This window comes from Pseudoxanthomonas sp. GW835-FHT14C01, assembly GCF_058793715.1.
In genome coordinates this window covers 365462-386379 of sequence record NZ_JBXAGB010000001.1, presented here as the reverse complement: position 1 = coordinate 386379, position 20918 = coordinate 365462, and the positions used below count along the sequence as shown (strand labels likewise).

The window sequence follows — 20918 nt, the reverse complement described above, 5'->3', positions numbered from 1 at the left end:
CTCGGCGCGAATGTTGGAGCTCGTGTAATAGGACGTCGGCGAGAGAGAGAGTTTGCCTGTGCTGCTCCCGTTCAGGGGGAGCATGCAGGCCACTGTAAAATGCGCCGCGACGGTGCGCTTTCCCCGTGCTGCCTTTGAACTTTGCCGAATCTGCCGGATCACGTGGCCCGACCAGCGCCAGGCATTAAGGCACATGACGGACCCCGGAAGACCGCGCAGCATTCGCCCCGATGATTCCCCCCGACTCCTCCGCCCTCCCTGCAGGCGATCGCCTGAAGGTGGGGGAATGCCTCGTCGACCTCCCGCTGCGTGAAATCCACGCGCCGGATGCGCGCAGGCCGGCACGTATCACGCCCAAATCGATGGGTGTGCTGCGGGTGCTCGCGGAGAATGCGGGACGCGTGGTGACCCGCGAGGCGTTGCTGGCGGCCGTCTGGCCGGACACGATGCCGACCAACGACGTAGTCACCCAGGCGGTCACGCAACTGCGCAAGGCCTTCGGCGAACGCGCCGACGGGCCGCGCTACATCGAGACCATCGCCAAGAGCGGCTATCGCCTGCTGGTGGACGTGGAGTGGTTGCCGCACGGAGAAGGCGAGCATGTTTCCGCCGCTGTCGCGGCTCCGACCGTGGCCGACGCGACGCCCGTCGAGACGGATGTCGGCGAAGGAGAAAGCGACGAGGACGCCCGGGATGTCGCCGCCGCCACTGCCGCCGCAGCGCCTCCCGTGCGACACGTGGCGATGTTCCGCCGCTGGGCCTGGGGCATCGGTCTGGGGGTGCTGGCGATCGTGTGCGTGGCGGCGGCGCTGTGGTGGTCGGGATCTCAGCGGCCTCGTGCCGCGGCAAAGGACGAGGTGACGGGCTTGCTGCCTGCACCCAGGCCGTACCGGCTGATCACCTCCGCGCCGGGTTTCGAGCTGTCGCCGACCTTGTCGCCCGATGGCTCGCAGGTCGCCTACCTCTCCAGCATGACCGAGGAGCTCACGGGTACCGCCATCCTCGTGCAGACCACGGAACCGGCGCAGCCGCGCACGCTGACGTCGCCCCCCGACGGCGCATGGGACACCAACCCCGAATGGTCTCCCAGCGGGCGCGAGATCGCGTTCCTGCGCCGCTCGCCCGGCGAGGACTGCCGGATCATGGCGGTGCAGGCCAGCGGCGGCGAACCGCGTGTGCTGGGAAGCTGCGATCCGCACAACCGTCCGACGTTCGACTGGACGCCCGACGGCAACGGTCTGGTCTTCAGCAGTCCGATGAGCGGCGACGGCGAGCCCGGGTTGCGCCTGCTGGACCTGGCGAGCGGTCGCTGGCGCGCCATCGCGTACGGCGCCACGGCGGAAGACGTCGACACGGCGCCGCGATTCTCACCGGACGGAAAGTGGATCGTGTTCGTCCGCAACACGCCGCTGGGCGACCTGTGGCGGATCCCTGCGGGCGGAGGCGAGGCGGAGCGCCTGACCCACCAGCGTGCCGAATTGCGCGGGTGGGACTGGACGCCTGACGGCCAGGCGATCGTGTTCGGCCGGCGCGTGGACAGCCACACCCGCCTGTATCGGCTGGAACTCGCCAGCCGCTCCATCACCGACCTGGGCATCGAGGACGCCCAGGCGCCCGCGATCGCCGCGCAGGCCAACCTGCTGGCGTTCGTGCAGCGCAAGCCGCAGTTCGGGCTCTACCGCATCGGCGAGGCCAACGCGGGCGGCGATGCGCGGCCCTTGCAGCGGCTGTTCCCATCGACGGGCCGCGACGCGCTGCCATCGGTGGCGCCCGATGGGCGGCAGATCGTGTTCACCTCCGACCGCTCGGGTGAGTTCACGCTCTGGTGGGCCGATATGGAGCGACCCGCGTCGCTGCGGCCGATCGAAGGCATCCGCCCCGAATCCCGCCACCTGCCGGCCTGGTCGCCGGACAGCCGGCGACTGCTGGTGATCGGGACCGATGTGGAGGGCCGCTATGGCCTGCACGAACTCGAGCCCGCCAGCGGCCAGTTGCGCAGCCTGCCCGTGCCGGTGCCGCGCGAGGACCTGCTGTTCGCCGCCTACGTACCGAATCCCGATCAGCTGCTGGTGATCGCCGGCAAAGGCGATGGCCAGCAACTGGTGCTGTTCGACCGGCGGAGTACGCCGTGGCGACGCGTGGCCAGCATCGACGGAGTGTCGTTCGCGTTGCCCGACCCGGCCCAGGGCCGGGTGCTGTTCACGCGGCTGGCCCGCGACGGCCTGTGGCGGTCCGACCTCGCGCTGGCTGCGGGCAGCATCCGTCAGGTCGACCGCAGCCGGCCCGCCAGCCAGCGCTACCGGACCTGGACGGTGACCGGGGATGGTCAGATCGAGTATCTGGAACAACTGCCCGGCTGCTACGTGAGCCTGCGCCATATCGGGGTCGGCCGCTCCCACCCGCCGGCGCGATGCCTGGAGTCCACCCACCTGGCCACCATCAACGGATTCAGCGCACATGCGCGCGATCGCGTGACCTACGTCTCGATGGCCGTCGTGGATGGCTCGGACATCGGCTTCCTTTCGCTGGAGCCGGCGCCACCGGCCCACGGCGGCGGCTTCTGGTAACTGCCTGATACGGAACAGGAAGTTTCCTTCGTAACTTTGTCGGATCGGGGTTCGGCAAGATTTCGTCGACATTTCCGACAAACTTCCTGCCTGTCCGCGCGCCGACACGGCACATCGCTTCCACACGTCATGCAAAGTGGAACGACCGATGGAGCAAACATGGTGGGGCGACCGGGGACAGCTGGTCCGGCTGGAAGCGGCCGAAGGGGCATCCTCGAGTGGGTGCATCGCGGTCTCGCGACTGGGCGGCGCCCAGGCGGGCGGCGACCTGTTCACGATCTGGGTGCAGCTGAGGGGCGCGTCCTGGGTCGAGGCGAAGGAAGGGCGCTTCCGCCTGCGCCGTGGCCAGTGGATCGCGCTGGAGCGCGACTCCAAGCCGCTCGTGCAGAGCGATCGCTACGGTCTGTGCATCGGCGTGGTGCTGAACACCGAGGGCATGAAGGCGATGGCACGGTTCGCCGATGGCCCGTTGTACGCCGGGCGCGGGCGGCTCGGCCGTCGTGATGCGCTGACCCTGCTGCGGTTGTGGCGCGCGGCATCCGAACGCGGCGCCGAGGGTGCCGATGCGTACGCCCTGCGTCCGCTGCTGCTGCATTTCGCCGCGGTCCAGCAGGAGCTCGATGGCTACATCCAGCGCTGCCCGGGACGTTCGCGTACCCGGAAGCGCCAGGTCTTCGGCCGCCTGCAGCGCGCGCGCCTCTATCTGGAAGGCAATTGCGACCGCGTGGTGCGCATCAGCGAACTGGCGGAACTGACCAGCTTCTCGAGCTGGTACTTCTCGCGCACGTTCTACAGCCTGTACGACGAAAGTCCGCAGACGGCGGCGGCACGCCTGCGGCTGGAACATGCGGCCGACCTGCTGCGCAGTACTTCGATGATGGTGGGCGAAGTGGCCGCGGCGTCCGGCTTCGACAACTGCTGCAGTTTCGCGCGGGCGTTCCGCGCGCGCTTCGGCACGTCGGCCAGCCGTTACCGCTCCGCCTCCGTGGCGTCGAGGACAGACTCGGCAAAGTCATCGGGCGTCGGCCGCAAAGCGGTGTTGAAGACTGGAACGTAAGTTTGCAAGGCGTTTTAACACGCCCATAACGCTACACGTTCCTCTGAGGAGAGATTGAATGAACCACCGCAATTCGCGTCGCGCGATGCGGGTCGGCATGCTGCCGGCCGGTATCGCCATCGCATTGATCCCGGCGTTCGCCAGCGCACAGGAAGCCACCACCGAAGCTTCCGGCACGACCACCCTGGATCGCCTGGAAGTGACCGGCTCGCGCATCCGCGGCGCCGACATGGAAACGCAGCAGCCGATCATCACGATCGGACGCGAAGACATCGAGAAGCAGGGTTTCACCTCGGTCGCCGACGTGCTGCAGAACCTGACGTCCGCCGGCTCCCCGGCGATCGCGCGTTCGGAAGCGCTGGCCTCGGGCGAGAACGTGGGCGGTTACTACGTCGACATCCGCAACCTCGGCGCCACCCGCACGCTGGTGCTGGTCAACGGCCGCCGCCTGGGCGCCACCACCGGCGGTTACCAGGATCTCAGCCAGATCCCGATGTCGGCGATCGACCGCATCGAAGTGCTGAAGGACGGCGCCTCCGCCATCTACGGCTCCGACGCGATTGCCGGCGTGGTCAACGTGATCACCCGCAAGCGCTTCGAAGGCGCCGAGGCGTCGGCCTACATCGGCCAGACCGGCGAAGGCGACGGCGACGTCAAGCAGTACTCCTTCACCGTGGGCTCGGCCAGCGACCGTGGCGGCGTCACGCTGTCGGTCGAGTATTCGAAGGAAGACCCGATCTCGGCGGCCGACCGCTGGTTCTCCAAGGACGGCAACGCCGGTCCGGATTACCCGGGTTCGGGCTGGAGCCCGATCAGCCAGAATGGTTCCTTCTGCGACCCGTGCTCGCCGGCGGCTTCGGCGGTGTGGTACACGCTGCGCGCCGGCGGCAACCCGGCCAACCGCGCCGACTACGTTGAACACACTGCGGACTACAACGCCAACGCCAACCAGCAGATGTTCCTGTCCACGGGCATCGAGCGCCGTTCGGTATTCGTCAACGCGAACTACGACGTGACCGACAACGTCTCGTTCAATACGGACGTGCTGTACAACCACCGCTCCACCCAGCAGCAGATCGCCGGTTATCCGTACCAGTCGGGCGCGTTCGGCACGCCGATCGCCGCGGACAGCGCGTTCAATCCGATGCCGGGCCAGGCGACCGAGTTCCGTCGCCGCCTGTGGGAAGTGCCGCGCACCACCGAGAGCGAGCTGGAAACCTACCGCTTCGCCGGCGGCTTCTCGGGCTTCTTCGAAGTCGCGGGCAAGACCTGGGACTGGGACGTTGGCGCGCTGATCAACCGCAACCAGTCGACCAAGCGTGCGCATGGCGACATGAGCCTGATCGCTTCCGAGCAGGCGCTGGGCCCGTCGTTCATCAACGCCGACGGCATCGCCCAGTGCGGCAGCGCCGCCGACCCGACGCCGTTGTCGGATTGCCGTCCCTGGAATCCGCTGCTGCCTTACGGTGTCGCCGGGCAGGGCTCGCTGGCCGATCCGGACGTGCAGAAGTTCCTGTTCCCGTGGTTCACCGACACGGGCCTGACCCGCACCACCAGCTACACCGCCAACCTGTCCGGTTCGCTGTTCGAACTGCCGGCCGGCGACCTGGGTATCGCGGTGGGCGTCGAGCACCGCAAGGAGCAGGGCCGCTTCGTGCCGGACGCGTTCGCGCAGTCGGGCCAGAGCACCGGCCTCGGTGCGCAGACCACCGAAGGCGACTACTCGGTCGATGAGGTCTACCTCGAACTGAACATCCCGCTGCTGGCCGACGTGGCGTTCGCGAAGGAGCTGACCATCAACATGGCCAGCCGCTACTCCGACTACAGCAACTTCGGCGACACCATCAACAGCAAGTTCGGCCTCACCTGGCGTCCGATCGACGAACTGCTGGTCCGCGGCACCTACGCCGAGGGTTTCCGCGCGCCAACGATCGACAACCTGTACGGCGGCATCGGTACCAGCTTCGAGAACTACACCGATCCCTGCGGTACCGGCGCGGTCAACAGCGTCAACGGCAATGCGGCCTGCACCGGCGCCGGCGTCCCGCTGGGCTACGTGCAGCTGGGCCAGGGCCTGGTGCCCTGCACGACCTATCCGTGCGCCACGCCCGACCAGTTCATCACCGGCTCCAACCCGGACCTGGTCCCCGAAACCTCCAAGAGCAAGACCATGGGCCTGGTGTGGTCGCCGCGCTGGGTGCAGGGCCTGGACATCTCGCTGGACTGGTACCGCTACGAGCTGAAGAACATGATCATCTCGGACAGCGTCGACCGCATCCTGCGCGACTGCTACGTGCTGGGCAACAGCGCCCGTTGCGAAGGCATTGAGCGTGCGGGCGATGGCCACATCACCCGCCTGTTCTACGGCCTGGCCAACCTGGGTGCGATGGAGACCGAAGGCTACGACCTGGGCGTGAAGTACGCCCTGCCGGAGCAGTCGTTCGGAAAGGTCGCGTTCGACTGGACCACGTCCTACACCAGCGTCTACGACGAAGAATCCGAAAACGCGGCGGGCGAGAAGATCATCGTCGGCAACGTGGGCAACTCCGGCATCTTCCGCGTCCGCTCGAACCTGGGCGTGGACTGGTCGCTGGGCGCCTTCGCGGTCAACTGGACGGCCCGCTACTACTCGGGAATGAAGGAGTCGTGCGTCCCCAACCGTCCGTGCACGGAGCCGGATCACGCCGCCAACGATGAGGCCGACGCGATCCGCAAGGTGGGCTCCAACACGTTCCACGACCTCCAGGTCAGCTACCAGGCGCCGTGGAATGCCACGATCGCCGTGGGCGCCAACAACGTGTTCGATCACAAGGGTCCGCTGATGTTCTCGAACTCGGCCTACCGCCACAGCGACTTCGCCTACTACGGCGGTTTCGATTTCGATCGCTTCCTGTACGTGAAGTACACCCAGCGCTTCTGATCGCCCGATCCGTCGCCTGATGTCCGACCACGACGGCCCCGAAAGGGGCCGTCGTGCTTTCCGGGAGGCGCGGTCCGCGCGCTCGGCGCTGCGCGCGACCGTTGCTATGATCGGCGCGCCCGCCCTCGGGCTGCATTCCGTCTTCGATGAAACTTCCCGCGCCCTTCATCCAGTTGCCGTTGAGCTTCGATGCCGGCGCGCTCGCGCGCGAGATCTCGGCCATCGACGAAGCGCACTGGCGTTCGCATCCCGGCGGCATCCCCGGCAACAGCGCACTGCCGCTCATCACCACCGACGGCGATCCCGACAGCGACCAGGTGACCGGGGCGATGCGACCCACGCCCTGGCTGGAGCGGTTGCCGTACCTCATGCAGGTACTGGAGACGCTGGGCGCCACCTGGGGGCGTTCCCGCCTGATGCGACTGTCCGGCCAGTCCGAGGTGGTCGGACACGTGGACATCAACTACTACTGGCGCGAGCACATGCGTGTGCACGTGCCCATCGTCACCACGCCTTCGGTACGTTTCCAGTGCGGCGGCCACGAGGTCAACATGGCGGCTGGCGAGTGCTGGATCTTCGATACCTGGCGTCACCATCGCGTGCTCAACCAGGGTAACGAGACACGCATCCACCTGGTGGCCGACACCGTCGGCGGTGTCGGATTCTGGAACCTGCTGGAGCAGGGCAGGACGCCGGAGCGACGCGAACCGGGATGGTCGCCGCAGCGCGTCGATCCGGTGGCCGGACGCCGCGCCGCGCTCGATTACGAGTCGTTCAACGCATCCGAAGTGATGACGCCGTGGGAGCTGCGGGAGTGCATCGGCTTCCTGGTCGGTGAGGCTGAGCGCGGTCCGCAGCTTCCGGCCATCCATGCGGCGCTGACGCGCTTCGCACGCCACTGGCACGGCGTGTGGGCCTGTCATGGCGACCGGCCTTCGGGACTTCCGCACTACCGCGCGCTGCTCGAGGACGTGCAGGCCGCGATCGCGCAGGCCGGCGTGGCCCAGGTCCGTCTGCAGAACGGCCTGGGCCTGTTGCCCGCGTTGAAGGCGCATATCTTCAGCATGGCGCTGGCGGTCGATGCCGATGCGTCCGCGCGGCGCGATCCGCATGGGGCCCGGCCCTCCGGCGAGCCGGCGACGCCCGTCCCGGCCGCGGTGCCGGCGTCGTCCTTCGAACGTCCCGTCTTCATCGTCAGCCCGCCGCGGTCCGGTTCGACACTGTTGTTCGAGACGCTGGCAGGCGCGCCCGGCGTGTACACGATCGGCGACGAGAGCCACCAGCTGATCGAAGGCATGCAAGGCCTGGCACCGTCGCACCGGCAGTACCACTCCAACCAGCTGGGTCGCGCGGATGCGAGCCCGCAGACGGTGCAGGACCTGCGCGCGCGTTTCTTCGACGCGCTACGCGATCGCGAGGGCAATGTGCCGTCGGCGGATGCGACGGTCCGCATGCTGGAGAAGACACCGAAGAACGCATTGCGCATCCCCTTCCTGAAGGCGGTGTTCCCGGACGCGAAGTTCATCTACCTGCACCGCGACCCGCGGCAGGTCTGGAGCAGCATGATCGACGGCTGGCAGTCCGGCCGCTTCCGCATGTACAACCTGCCGGGATGGGAGGGCCCGATGTGGTCGTTCCTTCTGACGCCCGGTTGGCAGGCGTTGAGCGGGCAGGACCTGGCCGAGATCGTGGCGCGGCAGTGGGAGACGGCCACGCGGCTGATGCTGGACGATCTGGAGGCGTTGCCGGCCGAGGACTGGATCGCGGTGGACTACGGCCGCTTCCTGCAGGACCCGCAACGCGAGGCGTTGCGCTTGAGCGGCTTCGCCGGCTGGTCCTGGGACCGCGAACTCGGCGCCCAGCTTCCGTTGTCGCGTTACACCCTGTCGAAGCCCGACCCGGACAAATGGCGGCGGCACGCGGACCGGATCGAGCCGCGCCTGCTGCAGTGGCAGGCCACGATCGATCGCGCGGCGCGCGCCGCCGGCCTCTGATCCAAAAAAGAAGGCCGCCCAAGGCGGCCTTCCCGTCCACGCGCGCGTTGCCGCGCCGGGCTCAGAACTTGTGCTTCTCGTCTTCCGGCTGTGCGGCCTGGCGGGCGATGGCGTCGACCAGCACGGCCTTGGCTTCGGCGGCGTTGCCCCAGCCGTCCAGCTTGACCCACTTGCCCTTCTCCAGGTCCTTGTAGTGCTCGAAGAAATGGCCGATGCGCTCCAGCCAGTGCGGGCTGACCTGGTCGATGTCGTTGATGTGGCTGTAGCCGGCGAACACCTTGTCGACCGGCACCGCCAGCAGCTTCTCGTCGCTGCCGGCCTCATCGCTCATGCGCAGCACGCCGACCGGACGGCAGCGGATCACCGAGCCGGGGATCAGCGGCAGCGGCAGCACGACCAGCACGTCGGCCGGGTCGCCGTCGCCGCACAGGGTGTGCGGGACATAGCCGTAGTTGCAGGGGTAGCGCATCGGGGTGGACAGGATGCGGTCGACGAAGATGGCGCCGCTGGCCTTGTCGACTTCGTACTTCACCGGCTCGGCATCCTTCGGGATCTCGATGATGACGTTGATTTCGTCCGGCGGGTTCTTGCCGGCGGTGACCAGATCCAGGCCCATTGCGTGCTCCGAAGGGGGTGTGCGGTGAGTAAGGGCCGGCATTTTACGCGGTTGGCTGCTGCGGCGCAGCAGGACCATCGGCGCATCGGCGCATCGGCGCATCGGCCGGCCGTCGGCACCGACCGCGCGGTTCAGGTTGAACTGCAGCGCGCGAGCCTAGAATCCGCCGCCCATGCTGCTCCCACGCGCCACTGTCGGCCTGCTGCTGACCGTGCTGGCCCTCGCCAGCGCCGATGCCGGCGCGCGTACGGTCTACCGGTGCGTACAGGGCGGCACGGTCAGTCTGGCCACGGCGCCCGAGCCCGGGTCGAAGTGCGTGGCCAAGGAGATCGACGACAACGCCGTCAGCACGCCCAACCTGTGGGGCTCGATGGGGGTCTTCAGCGGCACCCTGTACGAACGCGAGCAGGACGGGCAGAAGGTCTACTCCACCCGCAACCTGCCGGGCTCCACCCCCTACCTGAAGTTCACCGTGCAGACCCCGCCGGGCGAGCCCGCGCACCCCGGCCTGGGCCGGGTCGGCAAGCCAAGGCTGGACCGGTATCCCTCGGAGTTCAAGGCAGCGGCGCGCCGGACCGGCGTCGACGACGCCTGGCTGCGCGCGGTGGCGCATGCGGAGAGCGATTTCGACGCCAGGGCGGTGTCGCCCAAGGGCGCGATGGGCGTGATGCAGCTGATGCCGGACGTGGCCAAGGAATACGGCGTGGCTGATCCCTTCTCGTCCACCGAATCGATCAACGCCGGCGCCCGCCATCTGAGTGGGCTGATGAAGCGGTACAAGGGCGACCTGGCCCTCGTCGCGGCGGCCTACAACGCCGGCATCGGCACGGTGTCGCGTTATGGCGGCGTACCGCCGTACGCGGAGACGCAGGAATACGTCTCCAAGGTCACCGCGCTGTATGAGCTCTACCTGCGCGCATTGGGGAAGAAGACGGCACCGGAGCGCCCCGCGCTGTAACGGCGGAATTGCAGGGGCATTCAGTCTGCGCCGCGGTTCTTCACCCGACGTGTGCGGCAGCGCGCCTAGCGTGTCCCGATGGCCCGGTCGTTCCGCGCCGGGCAGGAGACCGCCATGAAGAATCGTCGCGTATTCAGCGCTCCCTCCGTCGCCGTCGCCGAGGCGGCGATGCGCCAGGCCGTCGGTGCCGGCATCGATCCTGCCCACGCGGCGCTGGTCGGCCGGTCGGAAATCGAAGTCGAGCAGGTGCCCGACGACGAAAAGGAAGCCGCACCGACCGACTTCAAGCCTGCGGCGCTGCGCGGCCTGGTCGGCGGTGCAGGACTCGGACTGGTTCTGGGGCTGGCGGCCATGCTGGTGCCTGCGGTCGGCATCCACTGGGCGGGTGTCGCGGTCTGCGTGGTGATCGGCGGTTGCGTCGGCATGTGGGCCGCCTCGCTGGCGGGATCGGCGGTACCCAGCGAAGTACGCCGGGATTACCAGCGTGAGATCGATGCCGGAGACGTCCTGCTGGTGATCGACGACGCGGATGACGTGGTGCTGGAACGGGCCGTCGCCGCGGTGCTGTCCACCGCCGGCGTACACCGCCTGCAGGTGCTGCCGCACGGGCTGCTCCAGTAGCTCGCGCGACGTATCATCGCGGCGACCCCGCACCAGGAGTGGACATGCGCCGATCGATGATCACGGGAATGCTGTTGTTCGCCGGCACGGCCCTCGCGTCGCCGACCCCGGCGTGGGAGACGTTCGGTGCCGACCTTCCAAAGGACGGCGTGGCCGTGCCGTTGGCCGCCGCCCTGGCCGATCCCGCTGCCCACCTCGGGCAGGCCAGGGTGTTCAGCGGTCGCGTCGTCGACGTCTGCCAGAAGAAGGGCTGCTGGGTGATGCTTGAGGACGACGGGCAGGGCGCCCGCGTCTTGCTGGGCGATCACGATTTCTACGTGCCCAAGGATGTGCGCGGCCCCGCGCAGGTCCATGGCGTGCTGTCGCGGGTGGCACTGTCCGCGGAGGCGCAGCGGCATACCGCGCAGGAAACCTCGGGCGCCGCGGTGCCGGCCGTCGAATACCGTATCGTCGCCGACGGCGTGCAGGTGCTCGCCGACGACTCTGGCGCCTGACCCGCGCCGTCAGCCGAGCAGGCGCTCGGCTGGAATGACGTGGTGTCCGGGCGGCGCGTCGAGTGCCGCCTGCAGCAAAGCATCGGCGACCCGGTCGGCCGGCACGATGCGATAGCGCCGCGGCAGCACCGCATCCAGCGCGCCGAGCACACGCAGCGCGATGCGCTCGCCGCGGCGGTGCTGCCGGCGTTCTCCTCCCAACAGGCCGGGACGCAACAGCGTCAGCGACGCGAAACCGATGCCGGCCAGTGCATCCTCCACCTCCCCCTTGGTGCGCGAATAGAAAACGCGCGATCCGGCATCCGCGCCCATCGCCGACACCAGTGCGAATGCGGCGGCGCCGTGCGCGTGCGCGTGGCGCGCGATCGCCAGCGGGTAGTCGTGGTCCACGCGACGGAACGCTTCGCGGGAGCCGGCGTCCCGGATCGTCGTGCCGAGCGCGCAGGCGACGGCGTCGACGCGCCACCATTCGGCATCGGCAGGCAGGGCGTCGAAGTCCAACACCGGGTTGAGCAGTTTCGGATGCGCCGCCAACGGCCGGCGCGTGGGCGCCACCACCTGCTGCACGCGGGGGGAAGCGAGCGCGCGCCGCAGCGCGGCTTCGCCGACGAGGCCGGTGGCACCGGCCAGCAACAGACGTGTCATGGGCATGCCAGCGCGTGGGGAAGACGCCGTCATCTTGCCAGCCCGGCGTTCGGTGTGGAGGCATCGGTTACCCTTTTGCGGCGGGCATGGCCCGACGACACGGGAACCTGCATGCCACGCTACGAGACCCTCCGCCTCCACGCGATCGCCAGCGGCGGTCGTCGATGAACCTGCCTCTCCACTACGGTGTGCTGGGAGCGCTCGAAGCGGGCCTGATCGCGCTACTGATCGGCCTGCTGTGCTTCCTGTTCTGGAACGGGCTCAGCCTGCGCCTTCGCTGGTCGATGGGGCATGCGATCGGCTGGGCCTGCGTGTCGGCGGTGATCATCGGTGCCGGCGTGGATGTGTGGAACATGTTCTACCTCGGCATCGCACGGCTGGAATCCCCGCTCTACGCACGCATCGCGCTGAAGGGCATCCACGATCCCGACGGCCTCGGCGCCCGCGTCGTGCTGGAAATCGCCGGGGCATTGAGTGGCGTCGTGCTGGGTTGGCAATGGTTCAGCAAAAAAACGCCGGACGAAGATGCTGCCAAAACCTCCGAAAAAACGGATACGTAACGGGAAACCCGGCGCAACGTCACGCATTCGATGCGTCGCTGACATGGTGCTCACGAGCGCCTAACACCGGTTTAGTCGATACCGCCGCCCGCGGGGTTAAGCATGCGTGCACGTTCATGTCGCGCCGCAAATTTCGTTCAGATGCGGGGCGGCAAGGTGGGGCCGTGCGCAATCGGACGCACTCCTACAGAACGGAGCACTGACATGACGAACAACAACAACCGCAAGCCGCTGATCGCCCTGGTCGCCCTGAGCGCCGCGCTGGCCATGCCGCTGGCATTCGCGCAGGAGAAGACCGAGGACGCCGCCCAGGCGCAGCAGACCGAGCAGAGCGCCGAACAGGCCACGGGCTCGGCGACCACGCCGACGCAGAGCACCGAAGCGGCCGGCACGCAGGCCAAGCAGGGCTGGGCCGACGTCGATACCGATGGCGACGGCAACATCAGCAAGGAAGAAGCCGCGGCCAATCCGGGTCTGAGCCAGGTGTTCGACCAGGCCGACACCAATGCCGACGGTTCGCTGACCGCCGACGAGTACAAGGCATTCGTGAGCAAGAACTACGGCGACCAGCAGAAGTAAGCCGCGTCGTCACGAGGGCGGCGCTGCGCGATGACGTGCCGGCGCCGCCCTGCGAAGGGCGGCTGTTCGGGCCGCCCTTTTCTTTTTCCGGATCGACTGAACCACGGGAGGCATGCATGACCACGAACACAGGAACAAGGCGCTCGGGTGTGGGCGTGACCATCGCTGCCCTTGCGCTGCTCGCCTGCATGCCCTTGGCTCAGGCGCAGGATGCCGCCGCCGAGCGTGCCGACGAGTCGGCGACAACGGCCAGACCCACGACGGCGCCGCGCACGTTCGAGGAACTCGACCAGAACGCCGACGGTGCGATCAGCAAGGACGAAGCCGCGGTCGACCCGCCGCTCGCGCAGGTGTTCGGGACGCTCGACAAGGACGCGGATGGTCGCCTGACGCCCGAAGAATATGCGGTGCACATGCAGGGTACGCCCTGACGCCACCGCCTCTCCCACGTAAGAACGCATGGAGGAACCCATGAAGCATTCCACTCACCGACTGACGATGGGCCTTGGCCTGGCGCTGCTGAGCGCAGGGCTGATGACCGCATGCGGGCCCAAGCCTGAAGACACGCCGCCGCCCAGCCCGCCCGAGCCGATGGAAACCACGCCGCCGACCGACAACATGACGCCGCCGCCCCCGGCGCCGACGGATCCGGCCGTGCCGCCCACCGACTCGACCGTACCGCCCCCGGCCAACCCGAACGCGCCGGAAACCACGCCGCCGCCCGCCGAGGGCAGCGCGCCGCCTCCGAGCTCCGGTGGCTGATCACACGACCTGCGTCTACCGTGGTCATCCACACGCGGCCGTCCCCTCCGGGGCGGCCGCTTTTTCTTGCCCGACCGCACGGCTGTTATCCTTCGCGGCCTTTGTAGAGCGGGAAGGGCAGGTTTCCGATGACGCGCATCCGATGGGTCGGCTTCGACGGCGACGATACGCTGTGGAAGAGCGAGGATTACTACCGGCAGGCGGAAGCCGATTTCGAGGCGATCCTGGGCACCTATGTCGATCTGGCCGACGCGCGCATGCAGCGGCACCTGCTGGAGGTCGAGCGCCGCAACCTGAAGATCTTCGGCTACGGCGTGAAGGGCATGACGCTGTCGATGCTGGAAACGGCGATCCAGCTGACCGATGAGCGCATCAGCGCGCGCGACCTGCACCGCGTGATCGAGATCGGCCGGGCCACGCTGCAGCACCCGGTGGAACTGCTGCCGGGCATCCGCGACGCGGTCGAGCGCATCGCCGCCGATCATGAGATCGTGCTGATCACCAAGGGCGACCTGTTCCACCAGGAGGCCAAGATCGCGCAATCCGGCCTGACCGATCTGTTCCATCGCATCGAGGTGGTGTCCGAGAAGGACGAAACCACGTACGCGCGCGTGCTGCGCGAGCTGGATGTCGCGGCGCCGGACTTCGCGATGGTCGGCAATTCGCTTCGCTCGGACATCGAGCCGGTACTGGCCCTGGGTGGATGGGGCATCCACATGCCGTACCACGTGACATGGGCACTGGAGACCGAGCATGGCGTCGCCGCCGATGCGCCGCGCCTGCATGTCGTGGAGAACGCCGGCGAACTGGTCGCGGCGCTGGCCAGGATCGAAGCGGCGGCTGGCGCCTGACGGCACGCAGCCAGGCGAGGGCTGGGGCACAATGGCACCGTGAAGCGCGCACTGTCCCTCATCGTCCTGCTGTCCGGACTCGTTCTGGCGATCGCCATGCCTGTGTCCGCACAGGAAGCCGCGTCGACGTATGTGCCGGCCAGCGGCGATGCGTCGGTGGATCGGCATCTCGCCGATATCAACGAGTACGCCAGCCGCTATCCCGCCGCGTTCGCCGACGAGATGGGACGCTACTACGCCGTACCCCGCGCCTACGTGGAAGCGATGCAGCAGCAGCCCGACTGGACGGCCGGCGACATCTTCATGGCCTGCGCGCTGGCGCAGATCGTGGGCCAGCCGTGCCGCGCCGTCGTCCGCGAGTGGTCGCGCGACCATGAAGGTGGCTGGAAAGCCGTCGCCTCCCGCTTGCAGGCGGAGCCGGGCAGTGCACAGTACCGTCGCCTGCGCAGCGCACTCGAAGCGACCTACCGGCGCTGGGATCGGCCGGCGCCGGTGGGCGAGAAGTGAGTGGAGAGGAGTGAGGAGCCGCAGGCTTCTGCTCACTCCTCTCCACCCACGCCTCACTCCTGCTTTTTCCCGTACATGATCAGCAGCACCAGGTCGTCCTCGCCGTCCTGCCGGATCGCGTGCGTGCTGCCGGGGCGGGTCAGCATCGCATCGCCAGCGCGGACTTCCTGCGCCTTGCCGTCCAGTTCGTAGATGCCGCGACCGCTGAGGACGTAGTAGATCTCGTCCTTGTGGTGCTGGTGCAGGCCGATACCGGCGCCCCGGTGCAACACGCGCTTGCGGAATTCGAATCCCAGCGCGGGTGCGTCCTTGAAGAACGGATAGGCCGTGGTAGTGCCTGCGCCGCCGTGTGGACCGGGTTGGCCGGTGGCGATGTCCCGCTCGTGCACGACGAGCGATGGATTCGCCTGTGCCTTGCGATCGGCAAGCGCGGTGTCCGGCGCGCCGCAGTCGGTATCGCGTTTCACGTGTGCGCCGAGCGAGGGATCCATCCGCTTCCAGCCCGCCACCACCAAGCAGGCCACCATCACCGCACCGCGTTGCTGGAAGTGGGTGTCGTCCTGCTGGTCCTGTGCCGGGACATGCATGAAATACGCCTTGCTCGCCTCGTCGCCGGCGGCGCGCAGCCAGTCCATGCTCAGCGCGGTCAGGTCGATCAGCCCCACCCGCTGGCGCTGCGCCAGGTCGCGCACTGCCTGCGCGTACAGGCCGTGCGTGTCCAGCAGCTGGCCACGGTCGAACTTGCGGCGTGCCACCGGCGTCACCAGGATCGGCCTGGCGCCCTTGCTGCGCGCTAGTTCGACATAACGCGTCAGCCATCCGGGAAACGCGCGCTGCGGCTCGTTGTAACGGGTGGGGTCTTCGATCTTCTCGTCGTTGTGGCCGAACTGGATCAGCAGCACGTCACCCGCGCGCATCTCTTTCGCCATGCCCTCGAACCAGCCTTCGGCGACGAAGCTCCGTGAGCTTCTGCCACTCTGCGCGTGGTTGCGTACGACGTAGGCATCCTCGTCGAGGAACGACTGCAACTGCTGGCCCCAGCCTTCGCGTGGCGCGCGTTCCGGTCCGTAGTGGCTGGCCGTGGAATCGCCGGCGATGAAGATCTGGCGCGGCGGTCCGGCGATCGCCGGTACGCAGCAGATGGCGATCATCGCGATGGCAAGCCGGCGCAACATCAAGGATTTCCTCTGCCTGATTCTTGTGGGAGCGACGTCAGTCGCGAAGCGGTCATCCCGGTACGTCATCGCGACTGACGTCGCCCCACAGCAGCCTGTGCGAAGGCGCGCCTCAGCGCGCCAACCAGCCGCCATCGACCGGAATGACCGCGCCGTTGACGTAGTCGGATGCCCGCGACGACAGGAACACCGCCGTGCCGCCCAGGTCGGATGGCTCGCCCCAGCGACCGGCCGGGATGCGGTCCAGGATCGCCTTGTTGCGGTCTTCGTCCGCGCGCAGCTGCGCGGTGTTGTCGGTCGCCATGTAGCCGGGGGCGATGGCGTTGATGTTCACGCCCTTGGCGCCCCACTCGTTGGCCAGCAGCCGGGTGATGCCGGCGATGCCGCTCTTGGAGGCCGTGTACGACGGCACGCGGATGCCGCCCTGGAAGGACAGCATCGAGGCAATGTTGATGATCTTGCCGCTGCCCTGCGCGATGAAGTGGCGTCCTGCGGCCTGCGACATGAAGAATGCGGACTTGATGTTGACGTTCATCACGTCGTCCCAGTCCTTCTCGCTGAAGTCCACGGCGTCCGCGCGACGGATCAGGCCGGCGTTGTTGACCAGGATGTCCAGTCCGCCCAGACCATCGACGGTTTCCTTCACCAGCCGCTCGACCGGGTCGATGCTGATCAGGTTCGCTTCCAGGTTGAGGAAGCGGCGACCGAGCGCACGTACTTTCTCGCCCGTCTCGGCGGCTTCCACGATGCCGGCTGCGGCGATATCGGCGCCGGCTTCGGCCAGCGCCACGGCGATGCCCTGGCCCAGGCCGGTGTTGGCGCCGGTGACCAGCGCGATCTTGCCTTCAAGACTGAACGGATTGCTTGCCATCGTGGATTCCCTCGGTGTGGTGCGCTGCGGGTGGAGCGGAGCTTGCTCCGCGGCGCGTGGTGCAACGGCTTCGGACGGGATTGCGGTAGAGCGGAGCTTGCTCCGCTGCTCTTGGTGCATCGGCTTCGGAAGGGTGCTTCAGCCGAGCAGGCCCGGCTCTACGCGTACGCCGTCATTTCAGCTGGCAGATGTCCAGCACGTGTATGTCGGTGTAGTCCAGGTTCTCGCCGCCCATCGCCCAGATGAAGGCGTAGTTGCTGGTGCCCGATCCCATGTGGATCGACCACGGCGGCGACACCACGGCTTCGTCGTTCTGCACGACGATGTGGCGCTGCGCCTCCGGTTCGCCCATGAAGTGGTAGACGCGGTCGTTCTCGGCCAGGTCGAAGTAGAAATAGACCTCGCTGCGACGATCGTGCAGGTGCGGCGGCATGGTGTTCCACACGCTGCCGGTCTTCAGCACCGTCAGGCCGAGCAGCAGCTGCGACGACGGGCAGGTAGCGGGCACGATGAACTGGTAGATCGTGCGCTCGTTGCTGGTCTCCAGCGCGCCGCGCTCCAGCGCCACCGCGTCCTTGATCGACAGCTGCCTGGTCTCGAAGCGCGCATGCGCCGGCGTCGAGGTCAGGTAGAACTTGGCGGGGTTGGCGGCATCGTCGGACTCGAACGCCACGTCGGCGCTGCCCATCGCCACATACAGGCCGTCCTTCGAACCCAGTACATACGTCGTGCCGTCGACGGTGACCTTGCCCGCGCCGCCGCCGACGTTGATCACGCCCAGTTCGCGGCGTTCCAGGAACGGCTTGCCGGCCGCCGAGGCGGGCTCGGTCTGGCGCGGCAGGTCGACCTTCTTCGACACCGGGGCGGCGCCGCCGATCACGAAGCGCTCGTTGTGGGAGTAGTTCAGCTGCACCGTGTCGGCGACGAACAGGTTGCCGATCAGGTAGCGGTCGCGCAGCTGGTCGTTGCTGGCGCCGTCCATCATGTCCGGGTGGGTGGCGTGGTAGGTCTTGCAGAACATGGGCGGAACTCCGTCGAAGGCGGACGCCCGGGAGCAGGGCGTCGGGAAGGTCGTGGGAAGGGAGTCTAAAGGCTTTGGTAACCGGTGTCATTTTGCGTTGCGGCAGCAGGACGACCGCCGTTGCGCAGGGGCAGGCTTATTCGGGGGGCTGCGAGGAGTCGCGGATGACCAGATGCGGGCGGATGCTGGCGGCGGCCAGCATCGGCGTGCCTTCGGGCTGGATCAGCATGGCAGCGGCGGTACGGCCGGTATCGCGGGTATTGCGGCGGACCGAGGTCAGCGAGGGCCACAGGCGCGAGGCCAGCGGGCTGTCGTCGAAGCCGACCACCGACAGCTGGCGCGGGATGCTGATGCCGGCGCGCATGGCGACCTTGTAGACGCCGGCGGCCATCTCGTCGTTGCCGGTGAAGATGGCGGTGGGGCGGTTCTTGCCGGACAGCAGCTTTTCGGCCGCAACGACACCGGATTCGAAGGTGTAGCCGGCTTCGATGATGCGCGACTTCGGCAGCTCCAGGCCGCGCCTGGCGAGCGCCTGCACGAAGCCGTCCGTGCGTTCGATCGACGACCGGTAGGCCGCCGGACCGGTGATCAGCGCGATATCGGTGTGGCCGAGCGACAGCAGGTATTCGGCGGCCTCGGCTGCGCCATCGCGGTCGTGCGTGACCACCATGCGCGAAGGCTCATCCATCGAGACCGACGCGATGCGCGTGTAGCGGCAGCCGATCTCGGCCAGCATGTCGGCCAGCGCCTGGTCTTCCGAGGCGCGCGGCACCAGCATCACGCCGTGCAGCTTCTGCTGCTGCACGAAGCGGCGCACGCCGTCGATGTAACCGGGACTACGGCTGTCGCAGGGATGCACGACCAGTTCGAAGCCCGAATCGCGCAGCGCGTCCAGCGCGCCGTACTGCATGTTGACGATGTACTGCGCGGTCGGGTTGTCGTAGACCATGCCGATCAGGAACGAGCGGCGGAACGCGAGTCCACGCGCCATCGGATCGGGCGAGTAACCGACCTCGCGCATCAGCGCCTCGACCTTCTCGCGTGTGTCCTTACGGACCAGCGGGGAGTGGTTGATGATGCGCGAAACGGTCTTCTTGGAAACGCCGGACAGCCGCGCGATGTCGTTGATGGTCGCGGCCTTGCCACCGGTGGGCAGGGCGGCGGGAGTGTCGGGCTTCTTGCGCGCGGGCATGGGGCAGGGCGGGTCCGTTCGTCTGTCGGAGGGATTCTAGCGGCTGGGGGTCAGTCCGGCGCGTGATAGCGGAAATCACGGAAGTGCACCTTCCCGCGGCCGGCCGCGTACAACGACGGCTTGAGGGCCGGGAAGCCGCCGGCCACGTTGCGGTGGTCGCCGGAGACCTCCATCTGCACGCGGGACTCGGTCCCGGCGGTCCCGTCCGTGCAGGTGTGGATGGCGACGAGGACGCGCTGGCGCATCACCCCTTCAGTACCCGCGGCAGCCACAGCGACAGTTCCGGGAACAGCGTCACCACCATCAATACGGCCACGCCCGCCAGCCAGAATGGCCAGATCGTGCGCATGCTCTGGGCGATCGTGATCTTGCCGATCGCGGTACCGATGAACAGTACCGACCCCACCGGCGGGGTCACCAGTCCGAGGCCACCGGTCAGCACCAGCACCAGTCCGAAGTGGATCGGATCGATGCCGTAGGCGCGCGCGACCGGCAGGAAGATCGGCGTGCAGATCAGGATCATCGGCGCCAGGTCCATGAAGGTGCCCAGCAACAGCAGTACCAGCACGATCAGCAGAAGGACGGTGTACTTGCTGTGCGCGATGGACTGCAGCGCATCGACCGCCGCCGCCGGCACCTGCAGGTAGGCCAGCAGCCAGCCGAACACCGCCGCCGTGGCGATGACGAACAGGATCACGCCGGTCGTGCGCGCAGCGTGCGTCACCGTGGCGAAGAACTCCTTCAACGACAACTGGCGATACAGCACGCTGGTCACCAGCAGCGCATACACCACGGCGATGGCGGCGCTCTCCACGGCCGTGAAGATGCCTGCGCGGATGCCGAAGAAGATCAGGCCCACCAGGCCCAGGCCGGGCAGCGCCGCCACCAGCCTCAGCATGACCGCACGCATGCCGGGGAATGGTTCGGTGCCGTAGCCGCGCTTGCAGGCCACCGCCCAGCCGGTGACCATCAGGACCGCCGTCATCAGCAGCGCCGGCACGATGCCGGCGGCGAACAGGTCGGCGATGGACAGGCCGCCGCCGGCCGCCGCCGAGAACAGGATGAGGTTGTGCGAAGGCGGCACCAGCAGCGCCACCAGTGCGGCCGTGATGCTGACGTTGACGGCGAAATCTCGGTCGTAGCCGCGCTTGACCATCTGCGGGATCATCGTGCCGCCCACCGCCGACACGTCGGCGATGGCAGAGCCCGACACGCCGCCGAAGAACAGCGACGACAGGATGCTGACCTGGCCCAAGCCGCCGCGCAGGCGGCCCACCAGCGACGCCGCCAGGCTGATCAGGCGCTCGGAGATGCCCCCGCGCAACATGATTTCGCCGGCGAAGATGAAGAGCGGGATCGCGATCAGCGATGCGGAACCCGTGCCGGATGAAATCTGCTGGACCAGCACGATGCTGGGCAGGTCGAGGTAGAGCAGCGTGGCGAGCGACGCGGCCGCCAACGCATAGGCGACCGGCGCGCCGACCAGCAGCAGGATCGCGAAGATCGAGAAGAGCAGGGTGATCGCCAT

General features: G+C 67.9%; 21 protein-coding genes. 13 read left to right on the top strand and 8 right to left on the bottom strand.

Annotated features, from left to right (window positions below):
• Positions 1–230: 230 nt before the first annotated feature.
• From AC1Q5B_RS01760 to AC1Q5B_RS01745, 4 genes are all read left to right on the top strand, one after another.
• Complete coding sequence (locus AC1Q5B_RS01760; protein ID WP_492630024.1) at positions 231–2567, top strand: winged helix-turn-helix domain-containing protein; 2337 nt, start codon at positions 231–233, stop codon at positions 2565–2567.
• A gap of 148 nt (positions 2568–2715) precedes the next feature.
• Positions 2716–3624, top strand: coding sequence for a helix-turn-helix domain-containing protein (locus AC1Q5B_RS01755; protein WP_492630023.1), 909 nt, complete (start codon positions 2716–2718; stop codon positions 3622–3624).
• Between the two features lie 58 nt (positions 3625–3682).
• Positions 3683–6544: a TonB-dependent receptor plug domain-containing protein gene (locus tag AC1Q5B_RS01750; RefSeq protein ID WP_492630022.1), complete on the top strand. Its 2862-nt coding sequence runs from the start codon at positions 3683–3685 to the stop codon at positions 6542–6544.
• 146 nt (positions 6545–6690) lie between these two features.
• Positions 6691–8538: a sulfotransferase gene (locus AC1Q5B_RS01745; protein ID WP_492630021.1), complete on the top strand. Its 1848-nt coding sequence runs from the start codon at positions 6691–6693 to the stop codon at positions 8536–8538.
• Positions 8539–8599: 61 nt separating this feature from the next.
• Here AC1Q5B_RS01745 and ppa read toward each other — a convergent pair whose 3' ends face one another.
• Positions 8600–9154, bottom strand: coding sequence for an inorganic diphosphatase (gene ppa, locus AC1Q5B_RS01740; RefSeq protein WP_492630020.1), 555 nt, complete (start codon positions 9152–9154; stop codon positions 8600–8602).
• A gap of 172 nt (positions 9155–9326) precedes the next feature.
• Between ppa and AC1Q5B_RS01735 the strand changes: the two genes are divergently transcribed.
• The 3 genes from AC1Q5B_RS01735 (at position 9327) to AC1Q5B_RS01725 (ending at position 11227) form a co-directional block, all read left to right on the top strand.
• The gene (locus AC1Q5B_RS01735; protein ID WP_492630019.1) at positions 9327–10112 is read left to right on the top strand and encodes a lytic transglycosylase domain-containing protein; all 786 of its coding nucleotides are present in this window, start codon (positions 9327–9329) and stop codon (positions 10110–10112) included.
• A 114-nt stretch (positions 10113–10226) separates the two neighbouring features.
• Positions 10227–10733: a hypothetical protein gene (locus tag AC1Q5B_RS01730; protein ID WP_492630018.1), complete on the top strand. Its 507-nt coding sequence runs from the start codon at positions 10227–10229 to the stop codon at positions 10731–10733.
• 44 nt (positions 10734–10777) lie between these two features.
• The gene (locus AC1Q5B_RS01725; RefSeq protein WP_492630017.1) at positions 10778–11227 is read left to right on the top strand and encodes a DUF4920 domain-containing protein; all 450 of its coding nucleotides are present in this window, start codon (positions 10778–10780) and stop codon (positions 11225–11227) included.
• Positions 11228–11236: 9 nt separating this feature from the next.
• Here the strand turns inward: AC1Q5B_RS01725 and AC1Q5B_RS01720 are convergent, their stop codons facing one another.
• A complete protein-coding gene (locus tag AC1Q5B_RS01720; protein WP_492630016.1) occupies positions 11237–11878 on the bottom strand; it encodes a Rossmann-fold NAD(P)-binding domain-containing protein in 642 nt (213 codons plus the stop codon).
• Positions 11879–12036: 158 nt separating this feature from the next.
• Between AC1Q5B_RS01720 and AC1Q5B_RS01715 the strand changes: the two genes are divergently transcribed.
• The 6 genes from AC1Q5B_RS01715 (at position 12037) to AC1Q5B_RS01690 (ending at position 15131) form a co-directional block, all read left to right on the top strand.
• On the top strand, positions 12037–12432 hold the full coding sequence (locus AC1Q5B_RS01715; RefSeq protein WP_492630015.1) for a hypothetical protein: 396 nt from the start codon (positions 12037–12039) through the stop codon (positions 12430–12432).
• A 204-nt stretch (positions 12433–12636) separates the two neighbouring features.
• On the top strand, positions 12637–13011 hold the full coding sequence (locus tag AC1Q5B_RS01710; RefSeq protein ID WP_492630014.1) for an EF-hand domain-containing protein: 375 nt from the start codon (positions 12637–12639) through the stop codon (positions 13009–13011).
• 116 nt (positions 13012–13127) lie between these two features.
• Positions 13128–13442 (top strand): EF-hand domain-containing protein, encoded by a 315-nt coding sequence (locus AC1Q5B_RS01705; protein WP_492630013.1) that lies wholly within the window; start codon positions 13128–13130, stop codon positions 13440–13442.
• Positions 13443–13482: 40 nt separating this feature from the next.
• Positions 13483–13773, top strand: a complete 291-nt coding sequence (locus AC1Q5B_RS01700) for a hypothetical protein (protein ID WP_492630012.1) — start codon at positions 13483–13485, stop codon at positions 13771–13773.
• Positions 13774–13901: 128 nt separating this feature from the next.
• Entirely contained in the window at positions 13902–14624 is a 723-nt protein-coding gene (locus AC1Q5B_RS01695) for an HAD family hydrolase (RefSeq protein WP_492630011.1), read from the top strand.
• 39 nt (positions 14625–14663) lie between these two features.
• A complete protein-coding gene (locus tag AC1Q5B_RS01690; protein WP_492630010.1) occupies positions 14664–15131 on the top strand; it encodes a hypothetical protein in 468 nt (155 codons plus the stop codon).
• 53 nt (positions 15132–15184) lie between these two features.
• Here the strand turns inward: AC1Q5B_RS01690 and AC1Q5B_RS01685 are convergent, their stop codons facing one another.
• The 6 genes from AC1Q5B_RS01685 to AC1Q5B_RS01660 all read right to left on the bottom strand — a co-directional run bounded on the left by AC1Q5B_RS01685 (position 15185) and on the right by AC1Q5B_RS01660 (position 20918).
• A complete protein-coding gene (locus AC1Q5B_RS01685; RefSeq protein WP_492630009.1) occupies positions 15185–16306 on the bottom strand; it encodes a cupin domain-containing protein in 1122 nt (373 codons plus the stop codon).
• 112 nt (positions 16307–16418) lie between these two features.
• The gene (gene kduD / locus AC1Q5B_RS01680; protein WP_447938515.1) at positions 16419–17177 is read right to left on the bottom strand and encodes a 2-dehydro-3-deoxy-D-gluconate 5-dehydrogenase KduD; all 759 of its coding nucleotides are present in this window, start codon (positions 17175–17177) and stop codon (positions 16419–16421) included.
• Positions 17178–17349: 172 nt separating this feature from the next.
• Positions 17350–18198 carry a 5-dehydro-4-deoxy-D-glucuronate isomerase gene (gene kduI, locus AC1Q5B_RS01675; RefSeq protein WP_492630008.1) on the bottom strand — a complete coding sequence of 283 codons (849 nt, stop codon included), beginning with the start codon at positions 18196–18198 and terminating at the stop codon, positions 17350–17352.
• Positions 18199–18334: 136 nt separating this feature from the next.
• A complete protein-coding gene (locus tag AC1Q5B_RS01670; protein ID WP_492630007.1) occupies positions 18335–19390 on the bottom strand; it encodes a LacI family DNA-binding transcriptional regulator in 1056 nt (351 codons plus the stop codon).
• Positions 19391–19440: 50 nt separating this feature from the next.
• Entirely contained in the window at positions 19441–19635 is a 195-nt protein-coding gene (locus tag AC1Q5B_RS01665; RefSeq protein WP_492630006.1) for a hypothetical protein, read from the bottom strand.
• Positions 19635–20918 (bottom strand): TRAP transporter large permease, encoded by a 1284-nt coding sequence (locus AC1Q5B_RS01660; protein WP_492630005.1) that lies wholly within the window; start codon positions 20916–20918, stop codon positions 19635–19637. Before AC1Q5B_RS01660 ends, AC1Q5B_RS01665 begins: the two co-directional genes overlap by 1 nt.